A 23,992-nucleotide genomic window follows, 5' to 3' on the forward strand; every position below is an offset into this window, starting at 1 on the left:
GTGGCCTTCCTGGAGCCGCACATGGAGAAGACCGACGATGAGGGCAAGGGCACGATCGTGCTGGCCACGGTGCGTGGGGACGTCCATGACATCGGCAAGAACCTCGTCGACATCATCCTGACGAACAACGGCTACAACGTGGTCAACATCGGCATCAAGCAGCCGGTCTCCGCGATCCTGGAGGCCGCCGCCGAGCACAAGGCGGACGTCATCGGCATGTCGGGTCTCCTGGTGAAGTCCACCGTGATCATGAAGGAGAACCTCCAGGAGCTCAACCAGCGCAAGCTGGCAGCCGACTACCCCGTCATCCTCGGCGGCGCCGCCCTGACCCGCGCCTACGTCGAACAGGACCTCCACGAGATCTACGAAGGCGAAGTCCGCTACGCCCGCGACGCCTTCGAAGGCCTGCGCCTCATGGACGCCCTGATCGCCGTCAAGCGCGGCGTCCCCGGCGCCACCCTGCCCGAGCTCAAGCAGCGCCGCGTCCCCAAGCGGGACACACCGGTGCTCGAGGTGGACGAGCCGGAGGAGCCCGGCGGCCGCTCCGACGTCTCCGTGGACAACCCCGTCCCCACCCCGCCGTTCTGGGGGACCCGCGTCGTCAAGGGCATCCCGCTCAAGGACTACGCCTCCTGGCTGGACGAGGGCGCCCTCTTCAAGGGGCAGTGGGGCCTCAAGCAGGCCCGCGCCGGCGGGGCGACGTACGAGGAACTCGTCGAGAGCGAAGGACGCCCGCGGCTGCGCGGCCTCCTGGACAAGCTCCACACCGAGAACCTGCTCGAAGCGGCCGTCGTCTACGGCTACTTCCCCTGCGTCTCCAAGGGCGAGGACCTGATCATCCTCGACGAGCAGGGCAACGAGCGGACCCGCTTCACCTTCCCGCGCCAGCGCCGCGGCCGCCGCCTGTGCCTCGCGGACTTCTTCCGTCCCGAGGAGTCCGGCGAGACCGACGTCGTCGGCCTCCAGGTCGTCACCGTCGGATCCAGGATCGGCGAGGCCACGGCCAAGCTGTTCGCGTCCGACTCCTACCGCGAGTACCTGGAGCTGCACGGACTGTCCGTCCAGCTCGCCGAGGCCCTGGCCGAGTACTGGCACGCCCGCGTCCGCGCCGAGCTCGGATTCGGCGGCGAGGACCCGGCGAAGGTCGAGGACATGTTCGACCTCAAGTACCGCGGCGCCCGCTTCTCCCTCGGCTACGGCGCCTGCCCCGACCTGGAGGACCGCGCGAAGATCGCCGACCTCCTCCAGCCGGAGCGGATCGGCGTCCACCTCTCGGAGGAGTTCCAGCTCCACCCCGAGCAGTCCACCGACGCCATCGTGATTCACCACCCCGAAGCGAAGTATTTCAACGCGCGCTGAGGCGGACCGGCGTACACTGGTCGGTCCCATACAGGCCGGTCACCTGTTCCCCAGGGCACGTTTGCACGGGGCGAGGTGACCGGCCTTGTCGTCCCCTGCGAGAGGCCCGCGCATGACCAGCACCGTTCCCGCCCCCGTCACCCGTACGGCCGACGGGCACGCCCTGCAGGCGGTGCTGCTCGACATGGACGGCACCCTCGTCGACACCGAGGGCTTCTGGTGGGACATCGAGGTCGACGTCTTCGGCCAGCTCGGGCACCGACTGGACGACGCCTGGCGGGACGTGGTGGTCGGCGGCCCCATGAGCCGCAGCGCCGCCTTCCTGATCGAGTCCACCGGCGCCGCCATCGACCTCGCCGAACTCAGCGTCCTGCTCAACGAGAGGTTCGAGGCGCGGATCGCCGACCGGGTCCCGCTGATGCCCGGCGCCGAGAGGCTGCTGTCCGAGCTGGCCCGGCACAACGTGCCCACCGCCCTGGTCTCCGCCTCCCACCGCCGCGTCATCGACCAGGTCCTGCTCTCCCTGGGCCGCGACCGCTTCGCCTTCACGGTCGCCGGGGAGGAGGTGTCGCGCACCAAGCCGCACCCCGATCCGTACCTGTTCGCCGCGAATACCCTCGGCGCGCACCCCTCGCGGTGCGCGGTCATCGAGGACACCGCCACCGGGGTCGCCGCCGCCGAGGCCGCCGGCTGCCGGGTCGTGGCCATCCCCTCGGTCGGCCGCATCGAGCCCGCCCCGGGCCGGACGATCATGCGTTCGCTGGAAGACGTGGACGTGCCGTTCCTGCGCTCGCTCATCACTCCGCTGAACTGAACGCGCACGCTCGGTACCGAACGGTTCAGGGTCGAGCCCGGGGTCCCACGAGAGGATGTTCCGCCCCTCCGCCCGGAGGCCGAAATTCCATCCTCGACCGGGCCGTTGTGCCGGGTGACCTTGGTCACCAGCGAAGCGCTCCGCGGCCCTGGTCGGTCGTCGTCGGGGCTTCCCATGTGTCCGGATTGATCATCTCCTGACCCCATCTGCGCAGACTCCCGCATGAGCGGTCAGTCCGCACTGATCACCGTCCGATTACGTCCCGACTCCTGCCAATTCCAGCCATCCCGTCCCAGGCCACTAATGTCGACCGCGGGCACTACGCCGCACCTCTGCCGTACCGGACGCACACCCCTGTGCCGGTACCGCGTGGACCGATCGTCACACACCGGCCCGATCGTTCCGCCCTGAACGGGCGACCGCCGCGAAGTGCCCTTTACGCCGCTTTGAGCAAGCGCCGGGTGAGGGAGTACTTCCAGCATGAACCGCAAGACCATGGTGCTGACGGCCGCGGCCGGACTGCTCACCCCCACGCTGGCCGCCTGTGGCACAGCGGCCGGCGGGGGAGCGGGATCCGGAACGATCGTCGTCGGGACCACCGACCGGTTCGAGGCAGCCGACTACGCCCCCGCACCCTTCGACCCCGCCCACGCCTACGACGCCGGCGCGTGGAACGTACTGCGCCAGACCGTCCAGACGCTGATGCGCACCCCCCGCGGCGGCGGCCGGCCCGTCCCCGAGGCGGCGTCCGACTGCCGCTTCACCGACACCGGCAACGAAAGCTACCGCTGCACCCTGCGCCCGGGCCTGAAGTTCGCGAGCGGCGACCCGCTCACCGCCAAGGACGTGAAGTTCTCCATCGACCGGGTCCTCGCGATCAAGGACGAGAACGGCCCGTCCACCCTGCTCTCGACCCTCGACACCGTCGAGGTCAAGGGCGCCGACACCATCGTCTTCCACCTGAAGACCGCCGACGCGACCTTCCCGTACAAGCTCTCCACGCCCGCCGCCGGCATCGTCAGCGAGAAGAACTACGACGCCAAGAAGCTCCGCGCGGGCTTCTCCGTCGACGGCTCCGGCCCCTACACGATGAAGCCCGAGGTCAAGGACAACCACCTCGTGCGGGCCGTCTTCACCAAGAACCCGCACTACCAGGGCGACATCAAGCTGCGCAACGACAAGGTCGAACTGCGCTCCTTCGACGACTCCGCAGCCATGGGCAAGGCCCTCACCAGCGGCTCCGTCCACGTCGTCTCCCGCACCCTGTCGCCCGCACAGATCAACGAGTTCTCCGCCAAGGCACCCAAGGGCGTCAGGCTCGTCCCGATGCCCGGCCTGGAGATCCGCTACATCGGCTTCAACACCGAGGCCCCCGTGGTCAAGGAGAAGGCCGTACGCCAGGCACTCGCCGCCGCCGTCGACCGGGGCGCGCTCATCTCCAAGGTCTACGGGAACTCCGCGCAACCCCTGTACTCGCTCGTCCCCACGACCGTCGCCGGCCACGTCAACTCGTTCTTCAACAAGTACGGCGAGGCCAACACCGCCAAGGCCGCGAGCCTGCTCAAGGACGCCGGGATCAAAACCCCGGTGAAGCTCACCCTGAACTACACCACGGACCACTACGGCGACGGCACCGCCGCCGAGTTCGAGGCCCTCAAGACCCAGCTGAACTCCACCCAGCTGTTCGACATCACCGTCCAGGGCAGCGAGTGGGGCGACTTCCGTCCCGCGCAGAAGAAGGGCGACCACGCCGCCTACGGGCTCGGCTGGTTCCCCGACTACCCGGACGCCGACAACTTCCTCGCCCCGTTCCTGGAGCAGGACAACTTCCTGGGCACCCCGTACGCGAACCCCGCGATACGCACCAGGCTCATCCCCGAATCCCGGCGCACGGCCGACCGTACCGCCGCCGCGCCGGCGATCACGGAAATGCAGGACATCGTCGCCGAGGACGTGCCCGTCCTGCCCCTGTGGCAGGGCAAGCAGTACGTCGCCGCACGCGACGGGATCACCGGAGTCGAGTGGTCCCTCAACGCAATCTCCGACCTCCAGCTGTGGGAACTCGGCCGGGGCGTCAGCAGCTGACCCCCCGACCAGCACGGCAACAGCAGCCGGCAGCTCTCCCGCAGGCCGGCGTCGCAACCGATCAGACAAGACTGAAGGACATTCGCGTGAAGAGACGTAACCAGTGGTTGGCGGCCCCGCTCGGCGCAGCCACCGCCGCCGCGCTGCTCAGCGGTTGCGGTTCGCAGGACGGCTCGGCCGCAGGCAGCGGCAAGGGCGTGGTCATGGGTATATCCGACAAGGTGAAGTCCACCGACCCCGCGTCGGGTTACGACCCGGGTTCCTGGCTGCTCTTCAACAACGTCTTCCAGTCCCTGCTGACCTTCCCCAAGGGCGGCACCATGCCCGAACCCGACGCCGCCCAGAGCTGCGCCTTCGAGGGCACGGACAGCAAGGTCTACAAGTGCGTACTGCGCCCCGGCCTGAAGTTCAGCAACGGCAACGACCTGACCTCCAAGGACGTCAAGCACTCCTTCGAGCGCACGCTGAGGATCAATGACGAGAACGGCCCCGCCGTGATGCTCTCGTCGATCGCCGGCATCGACGTCCCCGACGCCAAGACGGTCGTCTTCCGCCTCAAGACCTCCGACGCGACCTTCCCCAGCAAGATCGCGGCGGGCGCGGGCTCCATCGTCGACCACACCGAGTACCCCGCGGACAGGCTCCGTACGGACGGCAAGGCCGTCGGCTCCGGCGTCTACAAGCTGGACGCGATCAGCGCCAAGAGCGCCAACTTCTCGGTGAACGACTCGTACAGCGGCAAGGCCAAGCCGAAGAACACCGGCGTCACCATGAAGTTCTTCAACGAGGACCAGGCCGCCCTGCGCAAGGTCCTCGAAAGCGGGGACGTCGACTTCGCCTTCCGCGGCCTCGCCGCCAAGGACATCGCCGGCCTCGCCTCCAAGACCGGCGACCAGAAGGTCGAGGTCGTCCAGGGCACCGGCGCCGAAGTCCAGCACCTGGTGTTCAACATGAACGACCCGGTCGCCGGAAAGCTCCCCGTCCGCAAGGCCATCGCCTTCCTCGTCGACCGCGAAGCCCTCGTCAAGGACGTCTACGACTCCACCGCGACCGCCCTGTACTCGGTCGTCCCGGCCGGCATCGGCTCGCACAACACCGCCTTCTTCGACCGCTACGGCGGCAGCCCCCAGCCCGAGAAGGCCAAGGCCGTCCTGCGCGCGGCCAACATCAAGGACAAGGTCAAGATCACCTTGTACTCGACACCCACGCGCTACGGCCCGTCCACCGACCAGGAATTCCAGCTCATCGCCAAGCAGCTCAACGAGAGCGGGCTGTTCGACGCGGACGTGAAGTCCGTCGAGTTCGAGCAGTACGAGAAGGACATCCAGGACGGCAAGTACGGCATCTACGTGAAGGGCTGGGTGCCCGACTACCCGGACGCCGACAACTTCACCCAGCCGTTCTTCGGCCCGGACAACGTGCTCCGCAACAACTACGACAACAAGGAGATCTCCGGGACGATCATCCCGTCGACCTCCGCCAAGTCCGACCGCGCCACCGCCGGCGCCGACTACAACCGCCTCCAGGACATCGTCGCCGAGGAGATCCCGCTCCTCCCGCTCTGGCAGGGCAAGCAGTACGCCGTCACCCGCCAGAACGTGACCGGCCTCCAGTGGTCCCTCGACGCCTCCACGGTCTTCCGCTTCTGGGAGATCCGAAAGGGCTGAGCACCACCGGAACGCACGAGGGGCCGGCAACCGCACCACGCGGCTGCCGGCCCCTTCGTCGTCCCCGCGGCCCGGGGACCTACTGGCCGGCTCCCGGCCGCACCAGACCACTCTCGTACGCGTACACCGCCGCCTGCACCCGGTCGCGCAGAGCCAACTTCGTCAGCACATGCCCCACATGCGTCTTCACCGTCGTCTCGCTCACGAACAGATCCGCCGCGATCTCCGCATTCGACAACCCGCGGGCCACCAGCTTCAGCACCTCGACCTCACGCTCCGTCAAGGTCCCCAGCGCATCCGGGACCCTGTCCTCACCCGACGGCAGATGCCCCGCGTACTTGTCCAACAGCCGCCGCGTGATGCTCGGCGCGAGCATCGCCTCGCCCGCCGCGACCACCCGGATCGCCTGCACCAGCTCGTTCGCGGGCGCGTCCTTCAACAGGAACCCGCTCGCCCCCGCCCGCAGCGCCTCCACCACGTACTCGTCCAGGTCGAAGGTGGTCAGCACCAGCACCTTCGCCGGCCCGTCACGCTCCGGACCAGTGATCTGACGCGTCGCCTCCACCCCGTCCATCCGCGGCATCCGGATGTCCATCAGCACCACATCCGGCTGCAACGCCCGCACCTGGTCCAGCGCCTGCAGACCGTCCCCGGCCTCACCCACCACCACCAGATCCTGCTCGGCCTCCAGAATCATCCGGAAACCAGTGCGCAGCAGTGGCTGGTCATCGACCAGCAGGATGCGGATGGCCACAAGGAGTACCTCGAATTCATGAAACGGCTTCGACGGGACGCCGCCCATTCTGCCCTGACCGCACGATCAGGATTCCGCGGGCCGACCCCCCTCGACAGCCGGCCTCGGCACGATCGCCAGCGGATAGGCCGGGGGAGTCCCACCGAACTCCGGACACACCGCCTGATGATCACACCAGCCGCACAGCTTCGTCGGCCGAGGCCGCCACACACCCGTCTCCGTAGCCTCCCGGATCGCCTCCCACAACGCGTGCAACTTGCGTTCCACCAGCTCCAGATCCGCCACCACCGGGTCGTACGTCACCACGTCCCCACTGCCCAAATACACCAGCTGAAGCCGCCGCGGCACCACCTGCTTCAGCCGCCACACCACCAACGCGTAGAACTTCATCTGGAACAGCGCACCCTCGGCGTACTCCGGCCGCGGCGCCTTGCCCGTCTTGTAGTCGACGATCCGCACCTCACCCGACGGCGCCACATCCACCCGGTCGATGATCCCGCGCAACCGCAGCCCCGACTCCAGCTCCGTCTCCACGAAGAACTCCCGCTCCACCGGCTCCAGCCGCGTCGGGTCCTCCAGCGTGAACCAGCGCTCCACCAGCGCCTCCGCCTCCGTCAGCCAGCGCGCCAGCCCCGCCCCCTCGTCCCCCGACGGGAACAGCTCCGCCAGCTCCGGCTTCGCCTCCAGCAGCCGGTCCCACTGCCCCGGAATCAACGCCTTCGCCCGCGGCGCCGTCCGCTCCCCCGCCGGATGATCGAAGAGCCGCTCCAGCACCGCGTGCACCAGCGTCCCCCGCGTCGCCGCCGCACTCGGCTTCTCCGGCAGCCTGTCGATCACCCGAAACCGGTACAGCAGCGGACACTGCATGAAATCGCCGGCCCGCGAAGGGGACAGCGAAGTGGGCCGCGCAGCGCCCGGCGCCGCCTCGCCATCGGCCGCGCCTGACACAGCACCGGAGCTCATCGTCATGCGTAAAACCCTAAGGCCCACCACCGACAGCACGCGCATACCATCGACGACAAGCCCCATCGCACTGCATGATCGGAGCATCACACCCCGCTACAGCCGCACCCGCTCCAGCACACCGCCCCGCATACGCGGCGCGAACCACACCGGAACCACACGCACCGAACGCACCGAACGAAGGAAAGCCGTGGCAGACACCGACGAAACCGGCGAGCGCGCACCCAAGCGCTCCGACCCGGGCGGCGGCATCCTCATGGGCCGCCCCTTCGGCGTGCCCGTCTACGTCTCGCCCAGCTGGTTCCTCGTCGCCGCCCTCATCACCTGGGTCTTCGGCGACCAGCTCGACCGCGTCCTGCCCGACCTCGGGCCCGCCCGCTACCTCGTCTCCCTCTTCTTCGCCGTCGCCTTCTACGCCTCGGTCCTCGTCCACGAACTCGCGCACACCATCGCCGCACTCCGCTTCAAACTCCCCGTGCGACGCATCAGACTCCAGTTCTTCGGCGGAGTCTCCGAGATCGAGAAGGAATCCGAGACCCCCGGCCGCGAATTCGTCCTCGCCTTCGTCGGCCCCCTGCTCTCCCTCGCCCTCGCCGGGATCTTCTACCTCGCGATGTTCGCCGTCGACCCGGCCACCGTCCCAGGCGTCCTCCTCGCCGGCCTGATGATCTCCAACCTGCTCGTCGCGGCCTTCAACCTGCTCCCCGGCCTACCCCTCGACGGCGGCCGCATGCTCCGCGCCGTCATCTGGGGCATCACCGGCAAACCCATGGCCGGCACCGTCGCCGCCGCCTGGGTCGGCCGCGGCCTCGCCGTCACCGTCCTCCTCGGCCTGCCCCTGCTCACCCACACCGGCCTCCTCGGCAACCCCGCCCAGGAGATCGGCGGCATGGACACCGTCATGGACGCCCTCCTCGCCGCGATCCTCGCCGCCATCATCTGGACCGGAGCCGGCAACAGCCTGCGCATGGCCCGCCTGCGCGAACACCTCCCCGAACTCCAGGCCCGCGCACTCACCCGCCGCGCCATCCCCGTCGAGAACACCACCCCCCTCTCCGAGGCCCTGCGCCGCGCCAACGAGGCCGGCGCCCGCGCGCTCGTCGTCGTCGACGGCCACGGCGACCCCACCGCCATCGTCCGCGAGACCGCCATCGCCTCCGTCCCCGAACACCGCCGCCCCTGGGTCGCCGTCAGCACCCTCGCCCAAGACCTCACCGACGGCATGAAGGTTTCCGCGGAACTCACCGGCGAGGAACTCCTCGACCACCTGCGCACCACCCCCGCCACCGAATACCTCGTCGTCGAACCAGGCGGCGAGATCTACGGCGTCCTGTCCACCCTCGACGTCGAAAAGGCCTTCGTGAAGGCCATGGCGCGGCCCCACTCCTGAAGCCAATACACTGGTCACATGTCCGAACCGACCGGTGCCGCCCGCCGACGCGGGCCCTTCGAGGTCGGGGACCAGGTCCAGCTCACCGACCCCAAGGGCCGCCACTACACGTTCACGCTCGAAGCCGGGAAGAATTTCCACACCCACAAGGGTTCCTTCCCCCACGACGAGCTGATCGGTGCCCCCGAGGGCAGCGTTGTCCGTACCACGGGCAACGTCGCATACCTCGCGCTGCGTCCCCTGCTCCCCGACTATGTCCTGTCCATGCCCCGCGGCGCCGCCGTGGTCTACCCCAAGGACGCGGGCCAGATCCTGGCCTTCGCCGACATCTTCCCCGGCGCCCGCGTCGTGGAAGCGGGAGTGGGCTCCGGCTCCCTGAGCAGCTTCCTGCTGCGCGCCATCGGCGACCAGGGCATGCTCCACAGCTACGAGCGCCGCGCGGACTTCGCCGAGATCGCCACCGCCAACGTCGAGCGCTACTTCGGCGGCCCCCACCCCGCGTGGCAGCTGACCGTCGGCGACCTCCAGGACAACCTGTCCGACACCGACGTCGACCGCGTCATCCTCGACATGCTCGCCCCCTGGGAATGCCTCGACGCCGTCTCCAAGGCGCTCGTCCCCGGCGGCATCCTGTGCTGCTACGTGGCCACCACCACCCAGCTCTCCCGCACCGTCGAGTCCATCCGCGAATTCGGCTGCTACGCCGAGCCGCAGCCCTGGGAATCGATGATCCGCAACTGGCACGTCGAGGGCCTCGCCGTCCGCCCCGACCACCGGATGATCGGCCACACCGGCTTCCTCGTCACCGCCCGCCGCCTCGCGGACGGCGTCGAACCCCCGATGCGCCGCCGCCGCCCCTCCAAGGGCGCCTACGGCGACGACTACGACGGCCCCGGCAGCGACCGCTCCGCGTAGTCCCACCCTCCAACACCAAGGCGCTGCGGCGCAGTTCCCCCAACGAACCGGGAACTGCGCCGCAGCGCCTTTTCGTTGCCGCGGTGACGATCCGGCCACCGTCCCATCCGGTCCGGACCCGGCCGTTCCGCCCGCGTGTGACGTATGGCACGATGCTGGCTCCCCGTCACCCTTCGCACAGGAGACACCCCGCGTGCTGCACAGCCCCGTCGAGCCGGGCCCGACACTGGAAGACCTGGCACACCGTCGCGCCGGCCCCGTCCACTGGCTCGCCACGGCCACCGCCATGGCCGCCGTCATCGCCGGCGCGGGCCTGCTCCAACCCGACCCCGCCGGCGCCGCCCACACAGCCGGCACCACGAGCGGCCCACAAGCCGCCGCCCCCGACGCGCACAGCGCCCCGTACCCCCTGGACTGCAAGGGCGCACCGCACGCCGTCACCGACACCGCCCAGGGCGACCTCGACGGCGACGGCCGCCCCGAAACCGTCGCGGCCGTCCGCTGCCAGGCCGGATCCGGGACACCGCCCCACGCGCTCTACGTCCTCACCCCGGCGCCCACGACAAAAGCGGGGCCCGCGGGCCCGCCACGCGTCGTGGCCACCCTGCTGGACCCCGCCCGACGCCAGAGCGTCACCGCACTCACCGTGCGCGACGGCTCCGTTACCGCGAGCCTCCTCGGCTACTCCGCGCCCGAGATCCCCCGCTGCTGCCCCGACCGCAAGCAGCTCGCCAAGTGGCGCTGGACCGGCGGAAAATTCCGCCAGGAGCTGACGGACTCGGCCGCCGCGAGTGTTTGAACCGTCACTGCGCGTCCGGGCCGTACACCTCGACCCTGTCCGAAACGCGCCTTACGTGGATACAGTCACCAGGACATTCCTTGGCCGAATCCACCACGTCCTGGAGCAGCGTCAGAGGAACCGGAGTCGTCGCCCCCACGTCCTGGAGCAGCTCGTCCTCAGAGCTCTTCACGTACGCCAGACCGTCGATGTCCAGCTCGAACACCTCCGGCGCGTACTGCACGCAGATGCCGTCCCCGGTGCAGAGGTCCTGGTCGATCCAGACCTCCAGCGGCTGCCCAGGCCCGCCGGCGCCGCTCGTGGGAGCCTCCTGCTGCACGGTCATATCTCCTGCCGTTCCCTGCGCTGAGTGATCCGTCCCGGACACAACTCGCGGCAAGTCGCGCGAGCCCTGACGGGTGTTGAACACTTCGACCTTACAACCGGCTGCTTTCCGATGTTGAAGGGTGGGTATTTCCTTGGAGTGAGGGAGTACGCAAGGGTGAAGATCGGACACACCTCTACCGTCTTTGTGATCTAGGGGTTTCAATCACCACCAGCCCAGGTAGGGTCAGGAAGCGTCCAGCTCCCCTTGGAGGAGGTGAGGACCGTGGCAGCCCACGACGACGACATCAACCGCGGCATCCGGCCCGGGCGAGGGTCTGAGGACCCCGCCGGCCAGGTTGCCTATCTCGAGCAGGAAATCGCCGTCCTGCGACGTAAGCTCGCCGACTCTCCGCGTCACACGAGGATTCTCGAAGAGCGGATCATCGAGCTCCAGACAAATCTGGCAGGCGTCTCCGCGCAGAACGAACGACTGGCGAATACGCTCCGTGAGGCCCGCGACCAGATCGTGGCCCTCAAGGAGGAAGTCGACCGGCTCGCACAGCCGCCGGCCGGCTTCGGTGTCTTCCTTCAGGCGAACGAGGACGGCACCGTCGACATCTTCACCGGCGGCCGAAAGCTCCGCGTGAACGTGAGCCCCAGCGTCGACCCGGAAGACCTCCGGCGCGGCCAGGAGGTCATGCTCAACGAAGCACTCAACGTGGTCGAGGCCATGGAGTTCGAACGGGCCGGGGAAATCGTCACCCTCAAGGAGATCCTCGAGGACGGCGAGCGAGCCCTGGTCGTCGGGCACACCGACGAGGAAAAGGTGGTGAGGCTCGCCGAGCCGCTCCTGGACATCACCATCCGCGCCGGCGACGCCCTGCTGCTCGAACCCCGCTCCGGCTACGTCTACGAGGTCGTCCCCAAGAGCGAAGTCGAGGAACTCGTCCTCGAAGAGGTTCCGGACATCGACTACTCCAAGATCGGCGGCCTGGGCAACCAGATCGAGCTGATCCGCGACGCCGTCGAACTCCCCTACCTCTACCCCGACCTCTTCAAGGAGCACGAACTGCGGCCGCCGAAGGGCATCCTGCTCTACGGCCCGCCCGGATGCGGCAAGACGCTCATCGCCAAAGCCGTGGCCAACTCCCTTGCCAAGAAGGTCGCCGAGGTGACCGGCCAGCCCGCGGGGAAGTCCTACTTCCTGAACATCAAGGGCCCCGAGCTCCTCAACAAGTACGTCGGCGAGACCGAGCGGCACATCCGCCTCGTCTTCCAGCGTGCCCGGGAGAAGGCGAGCGAGGGCACCCCCGTCATCGTCTTCTTCGACGAGATGGAATCCCTCTTCCGCACCCGCGGATCCGGAGTCAGCTCGGACGTGGAGAACACCATCGTCCCGCAGCTGCTCGCCGAGATCGACGGCGTGGAAGGCCTGGAGAACGTCATCGTCATCGGCGCCTCCAACCGCGAGGACATGATCGATCCGGCCATCCTGCGCCCCGGCCGCCTCGACGTGAAGATCAAGATCGAGCGCCCGGACGCCGAGGCCGCGAAGGACATCTTCGCGAAGTACCTCAAGGCCTCGCTGCCCCTGCACACGGACGACCTGTCCGAGCACCAGGGCTCCTCGGCCGGCACCGTCCACAGCATGATCCAGACCGTCGTCGAGCAGATGTACGCCGAAACCGAGGAGAACCGCTTCCTCGAGGTCACGTACGCCAACGGCGACAAGGAAGTCCTCTACTTCAAGGACTTCAACTCGGGCGCCATGATCCAGAACATCGTGGACCGTGCGAAGAAGATGGCCATCAAGGCCTTCCTCGAGCACAACCAGAAGGGTCTTCGGGTCGCCCACCTCCTCCAGGCCTGCGTGGACGAGTTCAAGGAGAACGAAGACCTGCCCAACACCACCAACCCGGACGACTGGGCCCGCATCTCCGGAAAGAAGGGCGAGCGGATCGTATTCATCCGTACGCTCGTCACCGGAAAGCAAGGCGCGGACACCGGACGCTCCATCGACACGGTGGCGAATACCGGTCAGTACCTCTGATGAAGCGGGCGGCTGCGGGTGCCCACGGCGGGCACCCGCAGCCGACTGTTTTACCGCCCGCTCTTTTCGGCCGGTGACAGGGCAAAGTCAATGACTGAAATGATCTCCCCACCAGCGCGGAGTGGTTCTAGGCTCTTCCGTACCGCCGGTCGCGCAGTGCGGGGACGGGCACCGCACATGACGCACCGGAGCACCAGCGGTACTTGAGCGCCGCTCCCGAACGGGAGCGCCGCCGGGCAAGGAGGGCCGCATGACCGTACGGCGAGTAATGGGAATCGAAACGGAGTACGGGATCTCCGTTCCGGGACACCCGAACGCCAATGCCATGCTCACCTCGTCCCAGATCGTCAACGCCTACGCGGCGGCGATGCACCGGGCGCGACGCGCCCGCTGGGACTTCGAGGAGGAGAATCCACTGCGGGACGCCCGGGGCTTCGACCTCGCCCGCGAGGCCGCCGACAACAGCCAGCTCACCGACGAGGACATCGGCCTGGCCAACGTCATCCTCACCAACGGAGCGCGGCTCTACGTCGACCACGCGCACCCCGAGTACAGCTCCCCGGAGATCACCAACCCGCTCGACGCCGTCCGCTGGGACAAGGCCGGCGAACGGATCATGGCCGAGGCCGCCGAGCGCGCCGCCCAGCTCCCCGGCGCCCAGCCGATCCACCTCTACAAGAACAACACCGACAACAAGGGCGCCTCCTACGGCACGCACGAGAACTACCTGATGAAGCGGGAGACCCCCTTCTCGGACATCGTGCGCCACCTGACCCCCTTCTTCGTCTCCCGCCAGGTCGTCACCGGCGCCGGCCGCGTCGGCATCGGCCAGGACGGACGCGAACACGGCTTCCAGATCAGCCAGCGCGCGGACTACTTCGAGGTCGAGGTGGGTCTGGAGACCACGCTCAAGCGCCCCATCATCAACACCCGCGACGAACCGCACTCCGACGCGGAGAAGTACCGCCGGCTGCACGTGATCATCGGCGACGCCAACCTCTCCGAGATCTCCACCTACCTGAAACTGGGCACCACGGCGCTGGTCCTCTCCATGATCGAGGACGGCTTCATCAACGTCGACCTGGCCGTGGACCAGCCGGTACGCACCCTGCACCAGGTCTCCCACGACCCCGACCTGCACCACCTGATCACGCTGCGCAGCGGGCGCACCCTGACCGCCGTACAGCTCCAGATGGAGTACTTCGAGCTGGCCAGGAAGTACGTGGAGGAGCGGTTCGGGTCCGACGCGGACGAGCAGACCAAGGATGTCCTCACTCGGTGGGAGGACGTCCTGGGCCGGCTCGAGACCGACCCGATGAGCCTGTCGGGGCAGCTGGACTGGGTCGCCAAGCGGGAGCTCCTGGAGGGCTACCGCAGGCGCGACGGACTGGACTGGGACGCGGCGCGGCTGCACCTGGTGGACCTCCAGTACGCGGACGTACGGCCCGACAAGGGGCTGTACAACCGTCTGGTGGCCCGCGGGAAGATGCAGAGGCTGGTGGAGGAGCCGACGGTGGAACGGGCGGAGACCAAGCCGCCGGAGGACACCAGGGCCTACTTCCGCGGCCGGTGCCTGGAGCAGTACGCCGACGACGTGGCGGCGGCCTCCTGGGACTCGGTGATCTTCGACCTCCCGGGCCACGACTCCCTCCAGCGCGTCCCGACGCTGGAGCCGCTGCGGGGCACGCGGGCGCACGTCAAGGAGCTCCTGGACCGCTGCCGCACGGCGCAGGACCTGGTGCGGGTGCTTTCGGGGCGCTGAGCGGGCCTGAAAGGCCTCCGGTCCGGGAATCATGAATACAGCCGGACGTTATGAACAACTGCGGGGACGAATGTCGGACCCTCCTTGTAGGGTCCGACGTAGGGTCTGATCTTGAGAGGGGTCCCGATCCGGGGTCCTTCGACGTGAGCGTGCGAACCGAGCGGGGTGAGGTAGACATGGCGACCAAGGACACCGGCGGCGGACAGCAGAAGGCGCAGCGCTCGACCGAGGAGGTCGAGGAGGCGGCGGTCGAGGAATCGACCGACCTCAAGGAGCGCCAGGAAAAGCTCTCCGACGACGTCGACTCCGTACTTGACGAGATTGACGACGTCTTGGAAGAGAACGCCGAGGATTTCGTGAGGTCGTTCGTGCAAAAGGGTGGCCAGTAAAGCTCCTTTAGGAACTTGGCCTTCGAATCGAAGGTGCGGGGGGTGGGCGTGGTCGAGGTGGCGCCTGAAGGAATGAAGCGTTGCTCGCGCTGTAAGCGTGTTCAACCATTCGAGGCCTTCGCGAGTAATCGCTCGATGCGGGACGGTCTTCAGGCGTACTGCCGCGAGTGCCAGGCCGATCACTACAAGCGGCAACAAGAAGCGAAAGGGCGGACGGTGCGGGCGAAGATCCCCGTGCCGTCCGGCCACAAGCGGTGTCCCCAGTGCGGGGAGATCAAACCTCATGCGGAGTGGGAGCGGAACAAGACGAGCTCGGACGGTTGGGCCAGCTACTGCCGAGAGTGCCGAGCGCAACGGAACCGGGCCGCTTACTTCAAGCGCCACTATGGGATTACCGAGGCTGAGCGTGATGACATGATCGCGGCTCAGGACGGGGTCTGCCTGCTCTGTCAGGATGCTCCGGCCGAGCACGTTGATCACGATCATCAGACGGGTAAGGTCCGAGGCGTACTGTGTTTCAGCTGTAACGCCGCACTGGGGCAGCTCAAGGATCGGCCGGACGTCATACGGCGTGCAGCCGCTTACGTGGAAGGAAACCTGTGGAAGCCAACAATCGTGGCACAGGGCGTCTACCGGCAGCCTTCCTGACGCCGGGGTCGTCGTCCTTCATGGACTTCCTGGGCGCGCACTCGCCCGACATGCTGCCCGGCAACCGCAAGCTGCCGGACGGAGTCATCGAGGCGCCGCACGGGACGACCATCGTGGCCGCGACCTTCCCCGACGGGGTCGTGCTCGCCGGTGACCGGCGGGCGACCATGGGGAACATGATCGCGCAGCGGGACATTGAGAAGGTGTTCCCGGCGGACGAGTACTCGGCCGTCGGCATCGCCGGTACCGCCGGTCTGGCCGTGGAGATGGTCAAGCTGTTCCAGCTGGAGCTGGAGCACTTCGAGAAGGTGGAGGGGGCGACCCTTTCCCTGGAGGGCAAGGCGAACCGGCTGTCCACCATGATCCGGAGCAATCTGGGCATGGCGATGCAGGGGCTGGCCGTCGTGCCGCTCTTCGCCGGCTACGACGAGGCCAAGGAGAAGGGCCGGATCTTCTCCTACGACGTGACCGGCGGCCGCTCCGAGGAGCACGGCTTCGCCGCCACCGGTTCCGGTTCGATCTTCGCCCGCGGTTCCATGAAGAAGCTGTACCGCGACGATCTGACGGAGCAGCAGGCGACCACCCTGGTCGTGCAGGCTCTGTACGACGCCGCCGACGACGACTCGGCGACCGGTGGCCCGGACCTGTACCGCCGGATCTTCCCGATCGTCACCGTCATCACCGACGAGGGCTTCAGGAGGCTCAGCGAGGCGGAGTCCTCCGAGCTCGCCCGTGCCATCACCGAACGGCGTATGGAGCAGCCCGACGGGCCGCGCGCCGCCCTGCTCTGACCGTTCGTCGCCCCGTAGGAGCCCAGAAGAAAGGGACGGACAGCCGGTGTCGACTCCGTTCTATGTGTCACCCCAGCAGGCCATGGCCGACCGGGCGGAATACGCCCGGAAGGGCATCGCCCGCGGTCGCAGCCTTGTCGTGCTGCAGTACGCCGACGGCATCGTGTTCGTCGGCGAGAACCCGTCCCGTGCGCTGCACAAGTTCAGCGAGATCTATGACCGGATCGGCTTCGCGGCCGCCGGTAAGTACAACGAGTACGAGAACCTGCGGATCGGCGGTGTGCGGTACGCGGATCTGCGCGGTTACACCTACGACCGTGACGATGTGACGGCCCGTGGGCTGGCGAACGTGTACGCGCAGACGCTCGGCACCATCTTCTCCAGTGCCGGTGAGAAGCCGTACGAGGTGGAGCTGGTGGTGGCGGAGGTCGGTGCGACCGCCGCCGGGGACCAGATCTACCGGTTGCCGCACGACGGGTCGATCGTGGACGAGCACGGTTCGGTCGCGGTCGGCGGGAACGCCGAGCAGATCAGTACGTTCCTGGATCAGCGCCACCGGGAGGGGATGACGCTGCCCGACGCGTTGAAGCTGGCGGTGCAGGCGCTGTCGAGTCAGGCCAATGGCGCCGACAAGACGATTCCGGCGGAGCGGCTGGAGGTCGCGGTGCTGGACCGGACGCGGGCGCAGCAGCGGAAGTTCAAGCGGATCCGTGGGCGGCAGCTGGCGCGGTTGCTGGAGGCGGATGTTCCGGCGGCGGCTCAGGCGGATGCCGTGTCGAACGAGCCGGAGGACGAGGCGGAGTAGTGCTGCGTGTGTGAGGCCCCGGTCTGCCCCTTGGGGGTGGGCCGGGGCTTTGTCGTGTCCGGGTTCAGTGGGCGGGGGCGGGGCCCGAGGAGTCGCGGACGATGAGGTCGACGGGGATGTCGGGGGCGTTCCAGGGGGTGCCGTCGAGGACGGCGAGGAGGGCGGTCATGCCCTGTTCGCCGACGGTTTCGGCGGGGAGGTGGACGGTGGTGAGTTCGGGGTCCACGGCGGTGGCGAGGGCGAGGTCGTCGAAGCCGGTGACGGAGAGGTCTTCGGGGATGCGCAGGCCGAGGCGGCGGGCGGCTTTGCAGGCGCCGGCGGCGAGGATGTCGTCGTCGCAGATGACGGCGGTGGGGCGGTTGTGGGGGGCTGCGAGGGCGATCTCCGCGGCCGTGCGGGCGCCGTCGACGCTGAGGGGGGCGCGTACGGTGCGCAGCTCGGCGTGGGGCGCGAGGTGGGTGGTGAGGGCTTGGGCGCGGATGTCGAAGGTCCAGGAGTCGACGGCGGAGGCGAGGTGCAGGAAGCGGCGGTGGTGGAGGGTGAGGAGGTGTTCGGTGACCTGGCGCATGCCGTCGGCCATGGCGAGGTTGACGTGGGCGGCGGCGTTGCCGGTGGTGGGGTCGCTGTCGAGCATGACGAGGGGGAGGTCGTCGCCGCCGATGGCGTCGAGGGTGTCGGCGGCCATGGAGGAGGCGATGACTCCGTCGAGGGCGGCGCGGGCGGAGGCGAAGGGGTCGCGGGCGGGGCCGGTGCCGTCGGGGGAGGGGTAGAGGACGACGCCGAAGCCGTGTTCGGCGGCGATGCGGGCGGCGCCGGTGTAGACGCGGGCGAAGAACTCGTTGGTGAGGGCGGGGACGACGAGGAGGGCGGTGCGGGTGCTGCCGAGGCGGAGGTTGCGGGCGGCGAGGTTGGGGCGGTAGCCGAGTTGGGTGGCGGTGTCGCGGACGAGGCGGGCGGTGCGTTCGGAGACGCGGCCGCGCCATTTTTCGCCGAGGACGAGGGAGACGGTGGCCTGGGAGACTCCGGCGGCGGTCGCCACGTCGCGGCTGGTGGGTCTCGTCACAGGGGGCTCCTGAAGTGCGAGGTCGGGGGGTGGGGGCGGTTCGTGGGGGTGGACCGGGGGGTTGGGGTCATGGTACGTATGACGGCCTCACGTTATACGTATTACCCGGCCGGGGCCGGGCAGGAAGGGGCGGACATGGCCGCGGGTTATGCGGAGCTGATGAAGACCCGGCACGCCGCGAGGCTGCTGGTGGGCACGCTCGTCGGCCGGCTGCCGAACGGCACCGGGCCGATCGCGATCGTGCTGTTCACGCGGGCCGAGGGGGGCAGCTACAGCCTCGCGGGGGCGCTCGCCGCCGTGTACGGGGTGGCGAATGCCGTGGGTCAGCCGCTGCTGGGCCGGGCCGTGGACCTGTACGGGCAGCCGCGCGTGCAGTTGCCGGCCGCGGTGGTGTCGGCGCTGGGCATGGTGTGGCTGGCGCTGGCCGGGACGGGTTCGGCGGCCGTGGCTTACGCGGCGGTGGTGGTGGCGGGGCTGTTCACGCCGCCGCTTGAGGGCGGTCTGCGGGCGCTGTGGCCGAGTGTGCTGGGCGGCAAGGAGGAGCGGGTCCACGCGGCGTACGCGATGGACGCGGTGGCGCAGGAGGTCATGTTCACGGTCGGGCCGCTGCTGGTGACGCTGTTCGTGTCGCTGTGGTCGCCGGCTGTGGCGCTGCTGGCCATCAACGCGATCGGTGTGCTGGGCGCGCTGTCGGTGGTGGTGTGTGCGCCGGCGCGTACGTGGCGTTCGGCGCCGCGTGAGGCGCACTGGCTGGGCGCGCTGCGTTCGCGCGGGCTGCTGGCGCTGCTGGGGGCGTTCTTCTTCGTGGGTACGGCGCTGGGCTCCATCACGGTGGCGGCGGTGGCGTACGCGGACGAGCACGGGGGTCAGGCGGTCTACGGCTGGCTGATGGCGGCGCTGGGTCTGGGCGCGCTGGTCGGGGGCGTGGTCTACGGGGCCCGGCAGTGGGCGGGCGCGCCCGAGCGGCGGCTGCGGATGCTGGTGGCCCTGCTGGCGGTGTGCTATTTGCCGCTGATGCTGACGGTGGGTCCGGTGGTGATGACGGCGCTGTCCGCGCTGGCCGGTGTGTTCCTGGCGCCGGCGATCGCCTGCGCGTTCATCGTCGTGGACCGGCACGCTCCGGCCGGCACGGTGACGGAGGCGTTCTCCTGGCTGGTCACGTTCTTCGGGGTGGGTGCGGCGATCGGTACGGCGGCGGCGGGTCCGGCGGTGGAACTGGGCGGTACGGCGGCCGGTTTCGCGGTGGCGAGTGTCGCGGGGGCGGCGGCCTTGTTGGTGCTGATGGCCACTCAGCGGGCGCTGGCGGGTCCGGGCCGCAGTCGCGCGGTGGCGGGCTCCTCGGATGGCGGCGCCGAGGGCTCGGCGGAGGGCTCGGAGGGGGGCTCCGCGGAGGGTCCGTCGGAGCGGCTCATCAGAAACTGATCGGAACGCCGCTCTCGAACCCGGTTTCAGAAGAGGGCAGAAGGCGTAATGTTCAGTCATGGACCGCCGCATTTTCGGGCTGGAGAACGAGTACGGCGTCACGTGCACGTTCAGGGGACAGCGCCGACTGTCTCCTGACGAAGTGGCGCGCTACCTCTTCCGCCGTGTTGTGTCATGGGGCCGCAGCAGCAATGTCTTCCTGCGGAACGGCGCCCGCCTCTACCTCGACGTGGGATCGCATCCGGAATACGCAACACCCGAGTGCGACAACCTGATCGAACTGGTCACTCACGACAAGGCCGGCGAGCGCATTCTCGAAGGCCTGCTCGTCGACGCCGAACGCCGCCTGCACGAGGAGGGAATCGCGGGCGACGTCTACCTCTTCAAGAACAACACCGACTCGGCGGGTAATTCGTACGGCTGCCACGAGAACTACCTGGTGGCCCGGCACGGAGAATTCTCCCGCCTTGCGGACATCCTGATTCCCTTCCTCGTCACGCGCCAGCTGATCTGCGGCGCGGGCAAGGTGCTGCAGACCCCGCGGGGCGCGGTCTACTGCGTCAGCCAGCGGGCCGAGCACATCTGGGAGGGCGTCAGCTCCGCCACCACCCGCTCCCGGCCGATCATCAACACCCGTGACGAGCCGCACGCCGACGCCGAGCGCTACCGGCGTCTGCATGTGATCGTCGGGGACTCGAACATGTCCGAGACGACCATGCTGCTCAAGGTCGGCGCCACGGACCTGGTGCTGCGCATGATCGAGGCGGGCACGGTGATGCGGGACCTGACCCTGGAGAACCCGATCCGGGCGATCCGTGAGGTCAGCCACGACATCACCGGCCAGCGCAAGGTGCGCCTCGCCAGCGGTCGCGAGGCGTCCGCCCTGGAGATCCAGCGCGAGTACTACGACAAGGCCGTGGACTTCGCCGAGCGGCGGGGGATCCGTACCGGGGTCGTGGATCAGGTTCTGGAGCTGTGGGGCCGGACCCTCGACGCGATCGACGAGGAGGATCTGGACCGGATCGGTACCGAGATCGACTGGGTCATGAAGTACCAGCTCATCGAGCGGTACCGGGGCAAGCACAACATGACCATGTCGAATCCGCGGGTCGCTCAGATAGATCTCGCGTACCACGACATCCACCGCAGGCGCGGGCTGTACTACCTGCTGGAGCGCAAGGGGCAGGCGGCGCGGGTCTGCAACGACCTCAAGATCTTCGAGGGCAAGTCGGTGCCCCCGCAGACGACGCGGGCCAGGCTGCGCGGGGACTTCATCCGCCGGGCGCAGGAGCAGCGGCGTGACTTCACGGTGGACTGGGTGCACCTGAAGCTCAATGACCAGGCGCAGCGCACGGTGCTGTGCAAGGACCCGTTCCGGTCGGTGGACGACCGGGTGGAGAAGCTGATCGCCGGGATGTAGCCGGATATGGGCGACGACAGAGTGTGACATCCCACAGATCTTCGGCAGGGCCCCGTACGAATCTCGTACGGGGCCCTGCGCACGGCTTAGAGTGGCGGGCGACCGCCCGCCGTCTGAGATCTGAGGAACACGTGCGCCGACTTGCCGGCCTTCTTGTCGTACCCCTGCTGCTGCTTTCGACGGCGGCCTGCGGTGACGGCAAGGGCTCCGACTCCACCGAAGCGAAGAACGGGATCCCCGCGATCACGGAGGGTGCCAAGTTCGGCGAGACGCCCACCCTGGCTCAGGGGAAGGGTGCTCCGCCCAAGGAGCTGAAGGTGGAGGTCATCAGCGAGGGCGACGGCCCGGCGCTGAAGAAGGGCGATGTCGCCCAGGTCAACTACTCCGGCCAGGTGTGGGACGGCAAGGAGCCGTTCGACGCGAGCTTCGGCAAGGGCAAGACCTTCGATGTGACCATCGGTGCCGGCATGGTCATCAAGGGCTGGGACCAGGGCCTGGAGGGCCAGAAGGTCGGCAGCCGTGTCGAGCTGGTGATCCCGCCGGAGCTCGGTTACGGAGCGCAGGGCTCCGGCGAGAAGATCAAGCCGAACGCGACGCTGGTCTTCGTCGTGGACATCGTCAAGGGTGCCTCCATCCCGGCCTCGGCCACGGGCAAGGAGGTCCCGCAGGACAGCAAGGACCTGCCGAAGATCGGTACGAACACGGACGGCAAGGAAGTCTCCGTGACCGTGCCGAAGGACACCGCGGAGCCCGCCAAGCTGGTGTCGAACTATGTGATCGAGGGCACCGGCCCGGTGGTCAAGGACACCGACAACGTCGTGGTCAAGTTCAACGGCAAGACCTGGAAGGACGACAAGTCCTTCGAGAGCACCTACGCCACCGACCAGACGGTGACCTGGCCGATGGCGGAGCTGTCGGTCAAGGGCCTGAAGGACGGCATCGTGGGCAAGAAGACCGGCAGCCGCATCCTGCTGGTCATCCCGCCGGACCAGGCCTTCGGGGACAAGGAGCAGGGCACCATCCCGGCCAAGTCGACGCTGGTCTTCAGCCTCGACATCCTCGCGGTGATGTAAGACTGTTCCGGTTGACCGTTTCGTACGTATGAGGAGCAGTTCCGTGAGCGACAAGCTCGAGAAGCCCGAGATCGACTTCCCCGAGGGCCCGGTCCCGACCGACCTGCTGATCGAGGACATCTGGGAGGGCGAGGGCGCCGAGGCCAAGGCCGGTTCCCGGGTCTCCGTCCACTACGTGGGCGTGGCCTTCTCCACCGGTGAGGAGTTCGACGCCTCGTGGAACCGCGGCTCCGCGCTCCAGTTCCAGCTCGGTGCCGGCCAGGTCATCACCGGCTGGGACAAGGGCATCCAGGGCATGAAGGTCGGCGGCCGTCGCAAGCTGACGATCCCGGCGCACATGGCGTACGGCGAGCGTGGCGCGGGCAACGCGATCGCCCCGGGCGAGACGCTGATCTTCGTCTGTGACCTGATGGCCGCCTGATCATCCGGCTGCTGACAGCTGTGGGCCCCCGCCGGACGGCGGGGGCCCTCGCTTTTGCCGGGGACCGCCGGGGCGGTACGGTCAACGGTCACGAGTGTGTGTGTCGAGAGCGGGGGAACGGCGTCGATGGCGATTGCCAAGGCCGAGCGGCTGATGAATCTGGCGCTGTGTCTGCTGGGGACCCGCCGGCCCCTCAGCAAGCGCGAGCTGCGCGGTTCCATCGAGGCCTATATGGAGGCCGGGAACGACGAGTCCTTCAACCGCATGTTCGAGCGGGACAAGGACGATCTGCGGGAACTCGGCCTGGTGATCGAGACGGTGGAGAACCTGGAGGGTGACACCGGCTACCTGGCCCGTCGGGACAGCAACCGGCTGCCGCCCGTCTCCCTCGACGCCGAGGAGGCCGCCGCCCTGGGGCTGGCGGCCAAGGTGTGGCAGCAGGCCCGCCTGGCGGGCGCGGCCAACGGCGCCCTGCAGAAGCTGCGGGCCGGCGGGATGCCGGAGGCCGGTGACCCGTACGAGGGCCAGCACAGCGCCATCGAGCCGCGCATCCCGGTCCACGAGGCGGCCTTCGAGCCGCTGATGCTGGCCTGCCGGGACCGGCGGCCGGTGGTCTTCGACTACCGCAAGTCCAATGCCGCGCGGCCCGAGCCGCGTCAGGTGGAGCCGTGGGCGCTGGAGTGCTGGCGCGGCCACTGGTACCTGGCCGGCTTCGACCGCGACCGCCGGGCGGAGCGGGTGTTCCGGCTCTCCCGGATCACCGGCAAGGTCCGCTCCCGGGCGGGCGCGTACACCGCCGAGGTGCCGGACGTGGTGACGGTACGGGAGACCGTGGCGAGGTGGGCCGGGGAGGGCGCGGAGCGTTCGGCGCTGATCCGGCTGCGTGCCGGGGCCGGGTACCCGCTGCGGGCGAAGGCCACCGCGGTGCGGGAGGGCGCGGACGGCTGGGACGAGCTGGAGATCCCGTACGGGCACGGGCTGGACGCCTGGCTCGTGGAGTTCGGCCCGGACGTCGTGGTGGTGGAGCCCGCGGACCTGCGGGCCGACGTGGTGGACCGGCTGCGCGCCGTCGCCCAGGGCTGACCGGAACATCAGT

General features: G+C 68.7%; 22 protein-coding genes. 18 read left to right on the forward strand and 4 right to left on the reverse strand.

The genetic code is table 11. The features are described 5' to 3' along the window. The 4 genes from ACWDYJ_RS25935 to ACWDYJ_RS25950 form a co-directional block, all read left to right on the forward strand. A partial coding sequence (locus tag ACWDYJ_RS25935; RefSeq protein WP_451567982.1) for a vitamin B12 dependent-methionine synthase activation domain-containing protein occupies positions 1-1,359 on the forward strand: 1,359 nt, incomplete at its 5' end. Between the two features lie 112 nt (positions 1,360-1,471). Further along, positions 1,472-2,173 (forward strand): HAD family hydrolase, encoded by a 702-nt coding sequence (locus ACWDYJ_RS25940; RefSeq protein ID WP_451567983.1) that lies wholly within the window; start codon positions 1,472-1,474, stop codon positions 2,171-2,173. A 480-nt stretch (positions 2,174-2,653) separates the two neighbouring features. After that, positions 2,654-4,258 carry an ABC transporter substrate-binding protein gene (locus tag ACWDYJ_RS25945; protein WP_451567984.1) on the forward strand — a complete coding sequence of 535 codons (1,605 nt, stop codon included), beginning with the start codon at positions 2,654-2,656 and terminating at the stop codon, positions 4,256-4,258. 86 nt (positions 4,259-4,344) lie between these two features. Continuing rightward, positions 4,345-5,925, forward strand: a complete 1,581-nt coding sequence (locus tag ACWDYJ_RS25950; RefSeq protein WP_451567985.1) for an ABC transporter substrate-binding protein — start codon at positions 4,345-4,347, stop codon at positions 5,923-5,925. Positions 5,926-6,004: 79 nt separating this feature from the next. On the opposite strand, the gene ACWDYJ_RS25955 is transcribed toward ACWDYJ_RS25950, so the two are convergent. Next, positions 6,005-6,679, reverse strand: a complete 675-nt coding sequence (locus tag ACWDYJ_RS25955) for a response regulator (protein WP_451567986.1) — start codon at positions 6,677-6,679, stop codon at positions 6,005-6,007. A 66-nt stretch (positions 6,680-6,745) separates the two neighbouring features. Further along, entirely contained in the window at positions 6,746-7,642 is an 897-nt protein-coding gene (locus ACWDYJ_RS25960; protein WP_451568022.1) for a RecB family exonuclease, read from the reverse strand. Positions 7,643-7,832: 190 nt separating this feature from the next. Here ACWDYJ_RS25960 and ACWDYJ_RS25965 point away from each other — a divergent pair, with 190 nt between their 5' ends. The 3 genes from ACWDYJ_RS25965 to ACWDYJ_RS25975 all read left to right on the forward strand — a co-directional run bounded on the left by ACWDYJ_RS25965 (position 7,833) and on the right by ACWDYJ_RS25975 (position 10,746). Further along, a complete protein-coding gene (locus ACWDYJ_RS25965) occupies positions 7,833-9,032 on the forward strand; it encodes a site-2 protease family protein (protein ID WP_451567987.1) in 1,200 nt (399 codons plus the stop codon). Positions 9,033-9,050: 18 nt separating this feature from the next. Continuing rightward, the gene (locus ACWDYJ_RS25970; RefSeq protein WP_451567988.1) at positions 9,051-9,947 is read left to right on the forward strand and encodes a tRNA (adenine-N1)-methyltransferase; all 897 of its coding nucleotides are present in this window, start codon (positions 9,051-9,053) and stop codon (positions 9,945-9,947) included. Positions 9,948-10,140: 193 nt separating this feature from the next. Further along, on the forward strand, positions 10,141-10,746 hold the full coding sequence (locus ACWDYJ_RS25975; RefSeq protein ID WP_451567989.1) for a hypothetical protein: 606 nt from the start codon (positions 10,141-10,143) through the stop codon (positions 10,744-10,746). A gap of 4 nt (positions 10,747-10,750) precedes the next feature. On the opposite strand, the gene ACWDYJ_RS25980 is transcribed toward ACWDYJ_RS25975, so the two are convergent. Continuing rightward, complete coding sequence (locus ACWDYJ_RS25980) at positions 10,751-11,071, reverse strand: ferredoxin (protein WP_451567990.1); 321 nt, start codon at positions 11,069-11,071, stop codon at positions 10,751-10,753. A gap of 264 nt (positions 11,072-11,335) precedes the next feature. On the opposite strand from ACWDYJ_RS25980, the gene arc reads away from it, so the two are divergent. The 6 genes from arc to prcA all read left to right on the forward strand — a co-directional run bounded on the left by arc (position 11,336) and on the right by prcA (position 17,497). Then, positions 11,336-13,102 carry a proteasome ATPase gene (arc, locus tag ACWDYJ_RS25985; RefSeq protein ID WP_451567991.1) on the forward strand — a complete coding sequence of 589 codons (1,767 nt, stop codon included), beginning with the start codon at positions 11,336-11,338 and terminating at the stop codon, positions 13,100-13,102. 250 nt (positions 13,103-13,352) lie between these two features. Further along, positions 13,353-14,864, forward strand: a complete 1,512-nt coding sequence (dop, locus tag ACWDYJ_RS25990; protein ID WP_451567992.1) for a depupylase/deamidase Dop — start codon at positions 13,353-13,355, stop codon at positions 14,862-14,864. Positions 14,865-15,040: 176 nt separating this feature from the next. After that, complete coding sequence (locus ACWDYJ_RS25995; protein WP_133898495.1) at positions 15,041-15,253, forward strand: ubiquitin-like protein Pup; 213 nt, start codon at positions 15,041-15,043, stop codon at positions 15,251-15,253. Positions 15,254-15,325: 72 nt separating this feature from the next. Then, positions 15,326-15,901: an endonuclease VII domain-containing protein gene (locus ACWDYJ_RS26000; RefSeq protein WP_451568023.1), complete on the forward strand. Its 576-nt coding sequence runs from the start codon at positions 15,326-15,328 to the stop codon at positions 15,899-15,901. After that, on the forward strand, positions 15,853-16,692 hold the full coding sequence (gene prcB, locus ACWDYJ_RS26005) for a proteasome subunit beta (RefSeq protein WP_451567993.1): 840 nt from the start codon (positions 15,853-15,855) through the stop codon (positions 16,690-16,692). The genes ACWDYJ_RS26000 and prcB overlap by 49 nt, the downstream gene beginning before the upstream one ends. 46 nt (positions 16,693-16,738) lie before the next feature. After that, complete coding sequence (prcA, locus tag ACWDYJ_RS26010) at positions 16,739-17,497, forward strand: proteasome subunit alpha (RefSeq protein ID WP_451567994.1); 759 nt, start codon at positions 16,739-16,741, stop codon at positions 17,495-17,497. A 64-nt stretch (positions 17,498-17,561) separates the two neighbouring features. Here the strand turns inward: prcA and ACWDYJ_RS26015 are convergent, their stop codons facing one another. Further along, complete coding sequence (locus tag ACWDYJ_RS26015) at positions 17,562-18,560, reverse strand: LacI family DNA-binding transcriptional regulator (protein WP_451567995.1); 999 nt, start codon at positions 18,558-18,560, stop codon at positions 17,562-17,564. Positions 18,561-18,695: 135 nt separating this feature from the next. On the opposite strand from ACWDYJ_RS26015, the gene ACWDYJ_RS26020 reads away from it, so the two are divergent. The 5 genes from ACWDYJ_RS26020 (at position 18,696) to ACWDYJ_RS26040 (ending at position 23,979) form a co-directional block, all read left to right on the forward strand. Beyond that, positions 18,696-19,982 (forward strand): MFS transporter, encoded by a 1,287-nt coding sequence (locus ACWDYJ_RS26020; RefSeq protein ID WP_451567996.1) that lies wholly within the window; start codon positions 18,696-18,698, stop codon positions 19,980-19,982. Positions 19,983-20,040: 58 nt separating this feature from the next. Continuing rightward, positions 20,041-21,402, forward strand: a complete 1,362-nt coding sequence (pafA, locus tag ACWDYJ_RS26025) for a Pup--protein ligase (RefSeq protein WP_451567997.1) — start codon at positions 20,041-20,043, stop codon at positions 21,400-21,402. Positions 21,403-21,533: 131 nt separating this feature from the next. Beyond that, positions 21,534-22,475, forward strand: a complete 942-nt coding sequence (locus ACWDYJ_RS26030; protein ID WP_451567998.1) for an FKBP-type peptidyl-prolyl cis-trans isomerase — start codon at positions 21,534-21,536, stop codon at positions 22,473-22,475. A 28-nt stretch (positions 22,476-22,503) separates the two neighbouring features. Then, positions 22,504-22,896, forward strand: a complete 393-nt coding sequence (locus ACWDYJ_RS26035) for an FKBP-type peptidyl-prolyl cis-trans isomerase (RefSeq protein WP_451567999.1) — start codon at positions 22,504-22,506, stop codon at positions 22,894-22,896. A gap of 126 nt (positions 22,897-23,022) precedes the next feature. Next, on the forward strand, positions 23,023-23,979 hold the full coding sequence (locus tag ACWDYJ_RS26040; RefSeq protein ID WP_451568000.1) for a helix-turn-helix transcriptional regulator: 957 nt from the start codon (positions 23,023-23,025) through the stop codon (positions 23,977-23,979). Positions 23,980-23,992 lie beyond the last annotated feature (13 nt).

It is taken from the genome of Streptomyces sp. NPDC003042, from assembly GCF_053591315.1.

Bases quoted from the DNA above. Each gene is read 5' to 3' on its own strand.
- ACWDYJ_RS25940 (WP_451567983.1), top strand. From the start codon at position 1,472: ATGACCAGCACCGTTCCCGCCCCCGTCACCCGTACGGCCGACGGGCAC.
- ACWDYJ_RS25945 (WP_451567984.1), top strand. From the start codon at position 2,654: ATGAACCGCAAGACCATGGTGCTGACGGCCGCGGCCGGACTGCTCACC.
- ACWDYJ_RS25960 (WP_451568022.1), bottom strand. From the start codon at position 7,642: ATGAGCTCCGGTGCTGTGTCAGGCGCGGCCGATGGCGAGGCGGCGCCG.
- ACWDYJ_RS25970 (WP_451567988.1), top strand. From the start codon at position 9,051: ATGTCCGAACCGACCGGTGCCGCCCGCCGACGCGGGCCCTTCGAGGTC.
- ACWDYJ_RS25980 (WP_451567990.1), bottom strand. From the start codon at position 11,071: ATGACCGTGCAGCAGGAGGCTCCCACGAGCGGCGCCGGCGGGCCTGGG.
- dop (WP_451567992.1), top strand. From the start codon at position 13,353: ATGACCGTACGGCGAGTAATGGGAATCGAAACGGAGTACGGGATCTCC.
- ACWDYJ_RS25995 (WP_133898495.1), top strand. From the start codon at position 15,041: ATGGCGACCAAGGACACCGGCGGCGGACAGCAGAAGGCGCAGCGCTCG.
- ACWDYJ_RS26000 (WP_451568023.1), top strand. From the start codon at position 15,326: ATGAAGCGTTGCTCGCGCTGTAAGCGTGTTCAACCATTCGAGGCCTTC.
- ACWDYJ_RS26020 (WP_451567996.1), top strand. From the start codon at position 18,696: ATGGCCGCGGGTTATGCGGAGCTGATGAAGACCCGGCACGCCGCGAGG.
- pafA (WP_451567997.1), top strand. From the start codon at position 20,041: ATGGACCGCCGCATTTTCGGGCTGGAGAACGAGTACGGCGTCACGTGC.
- ACWDYJ_RS26035 (WP_451567999.1), top strand. From the start codon at position 22,504: ATGAGGAGCAGTTCCGTGAGCGACAAGCTCGAGAAGCCCGAGATCGAC.
- ACWDYJ_RS26040 (WP_451568000.1), top strand. From the start codon at position 23,023: ATGGCGATTGCCAAGGCCGAGCGGCTGATGAATCTGGCGCTGTGTCTG.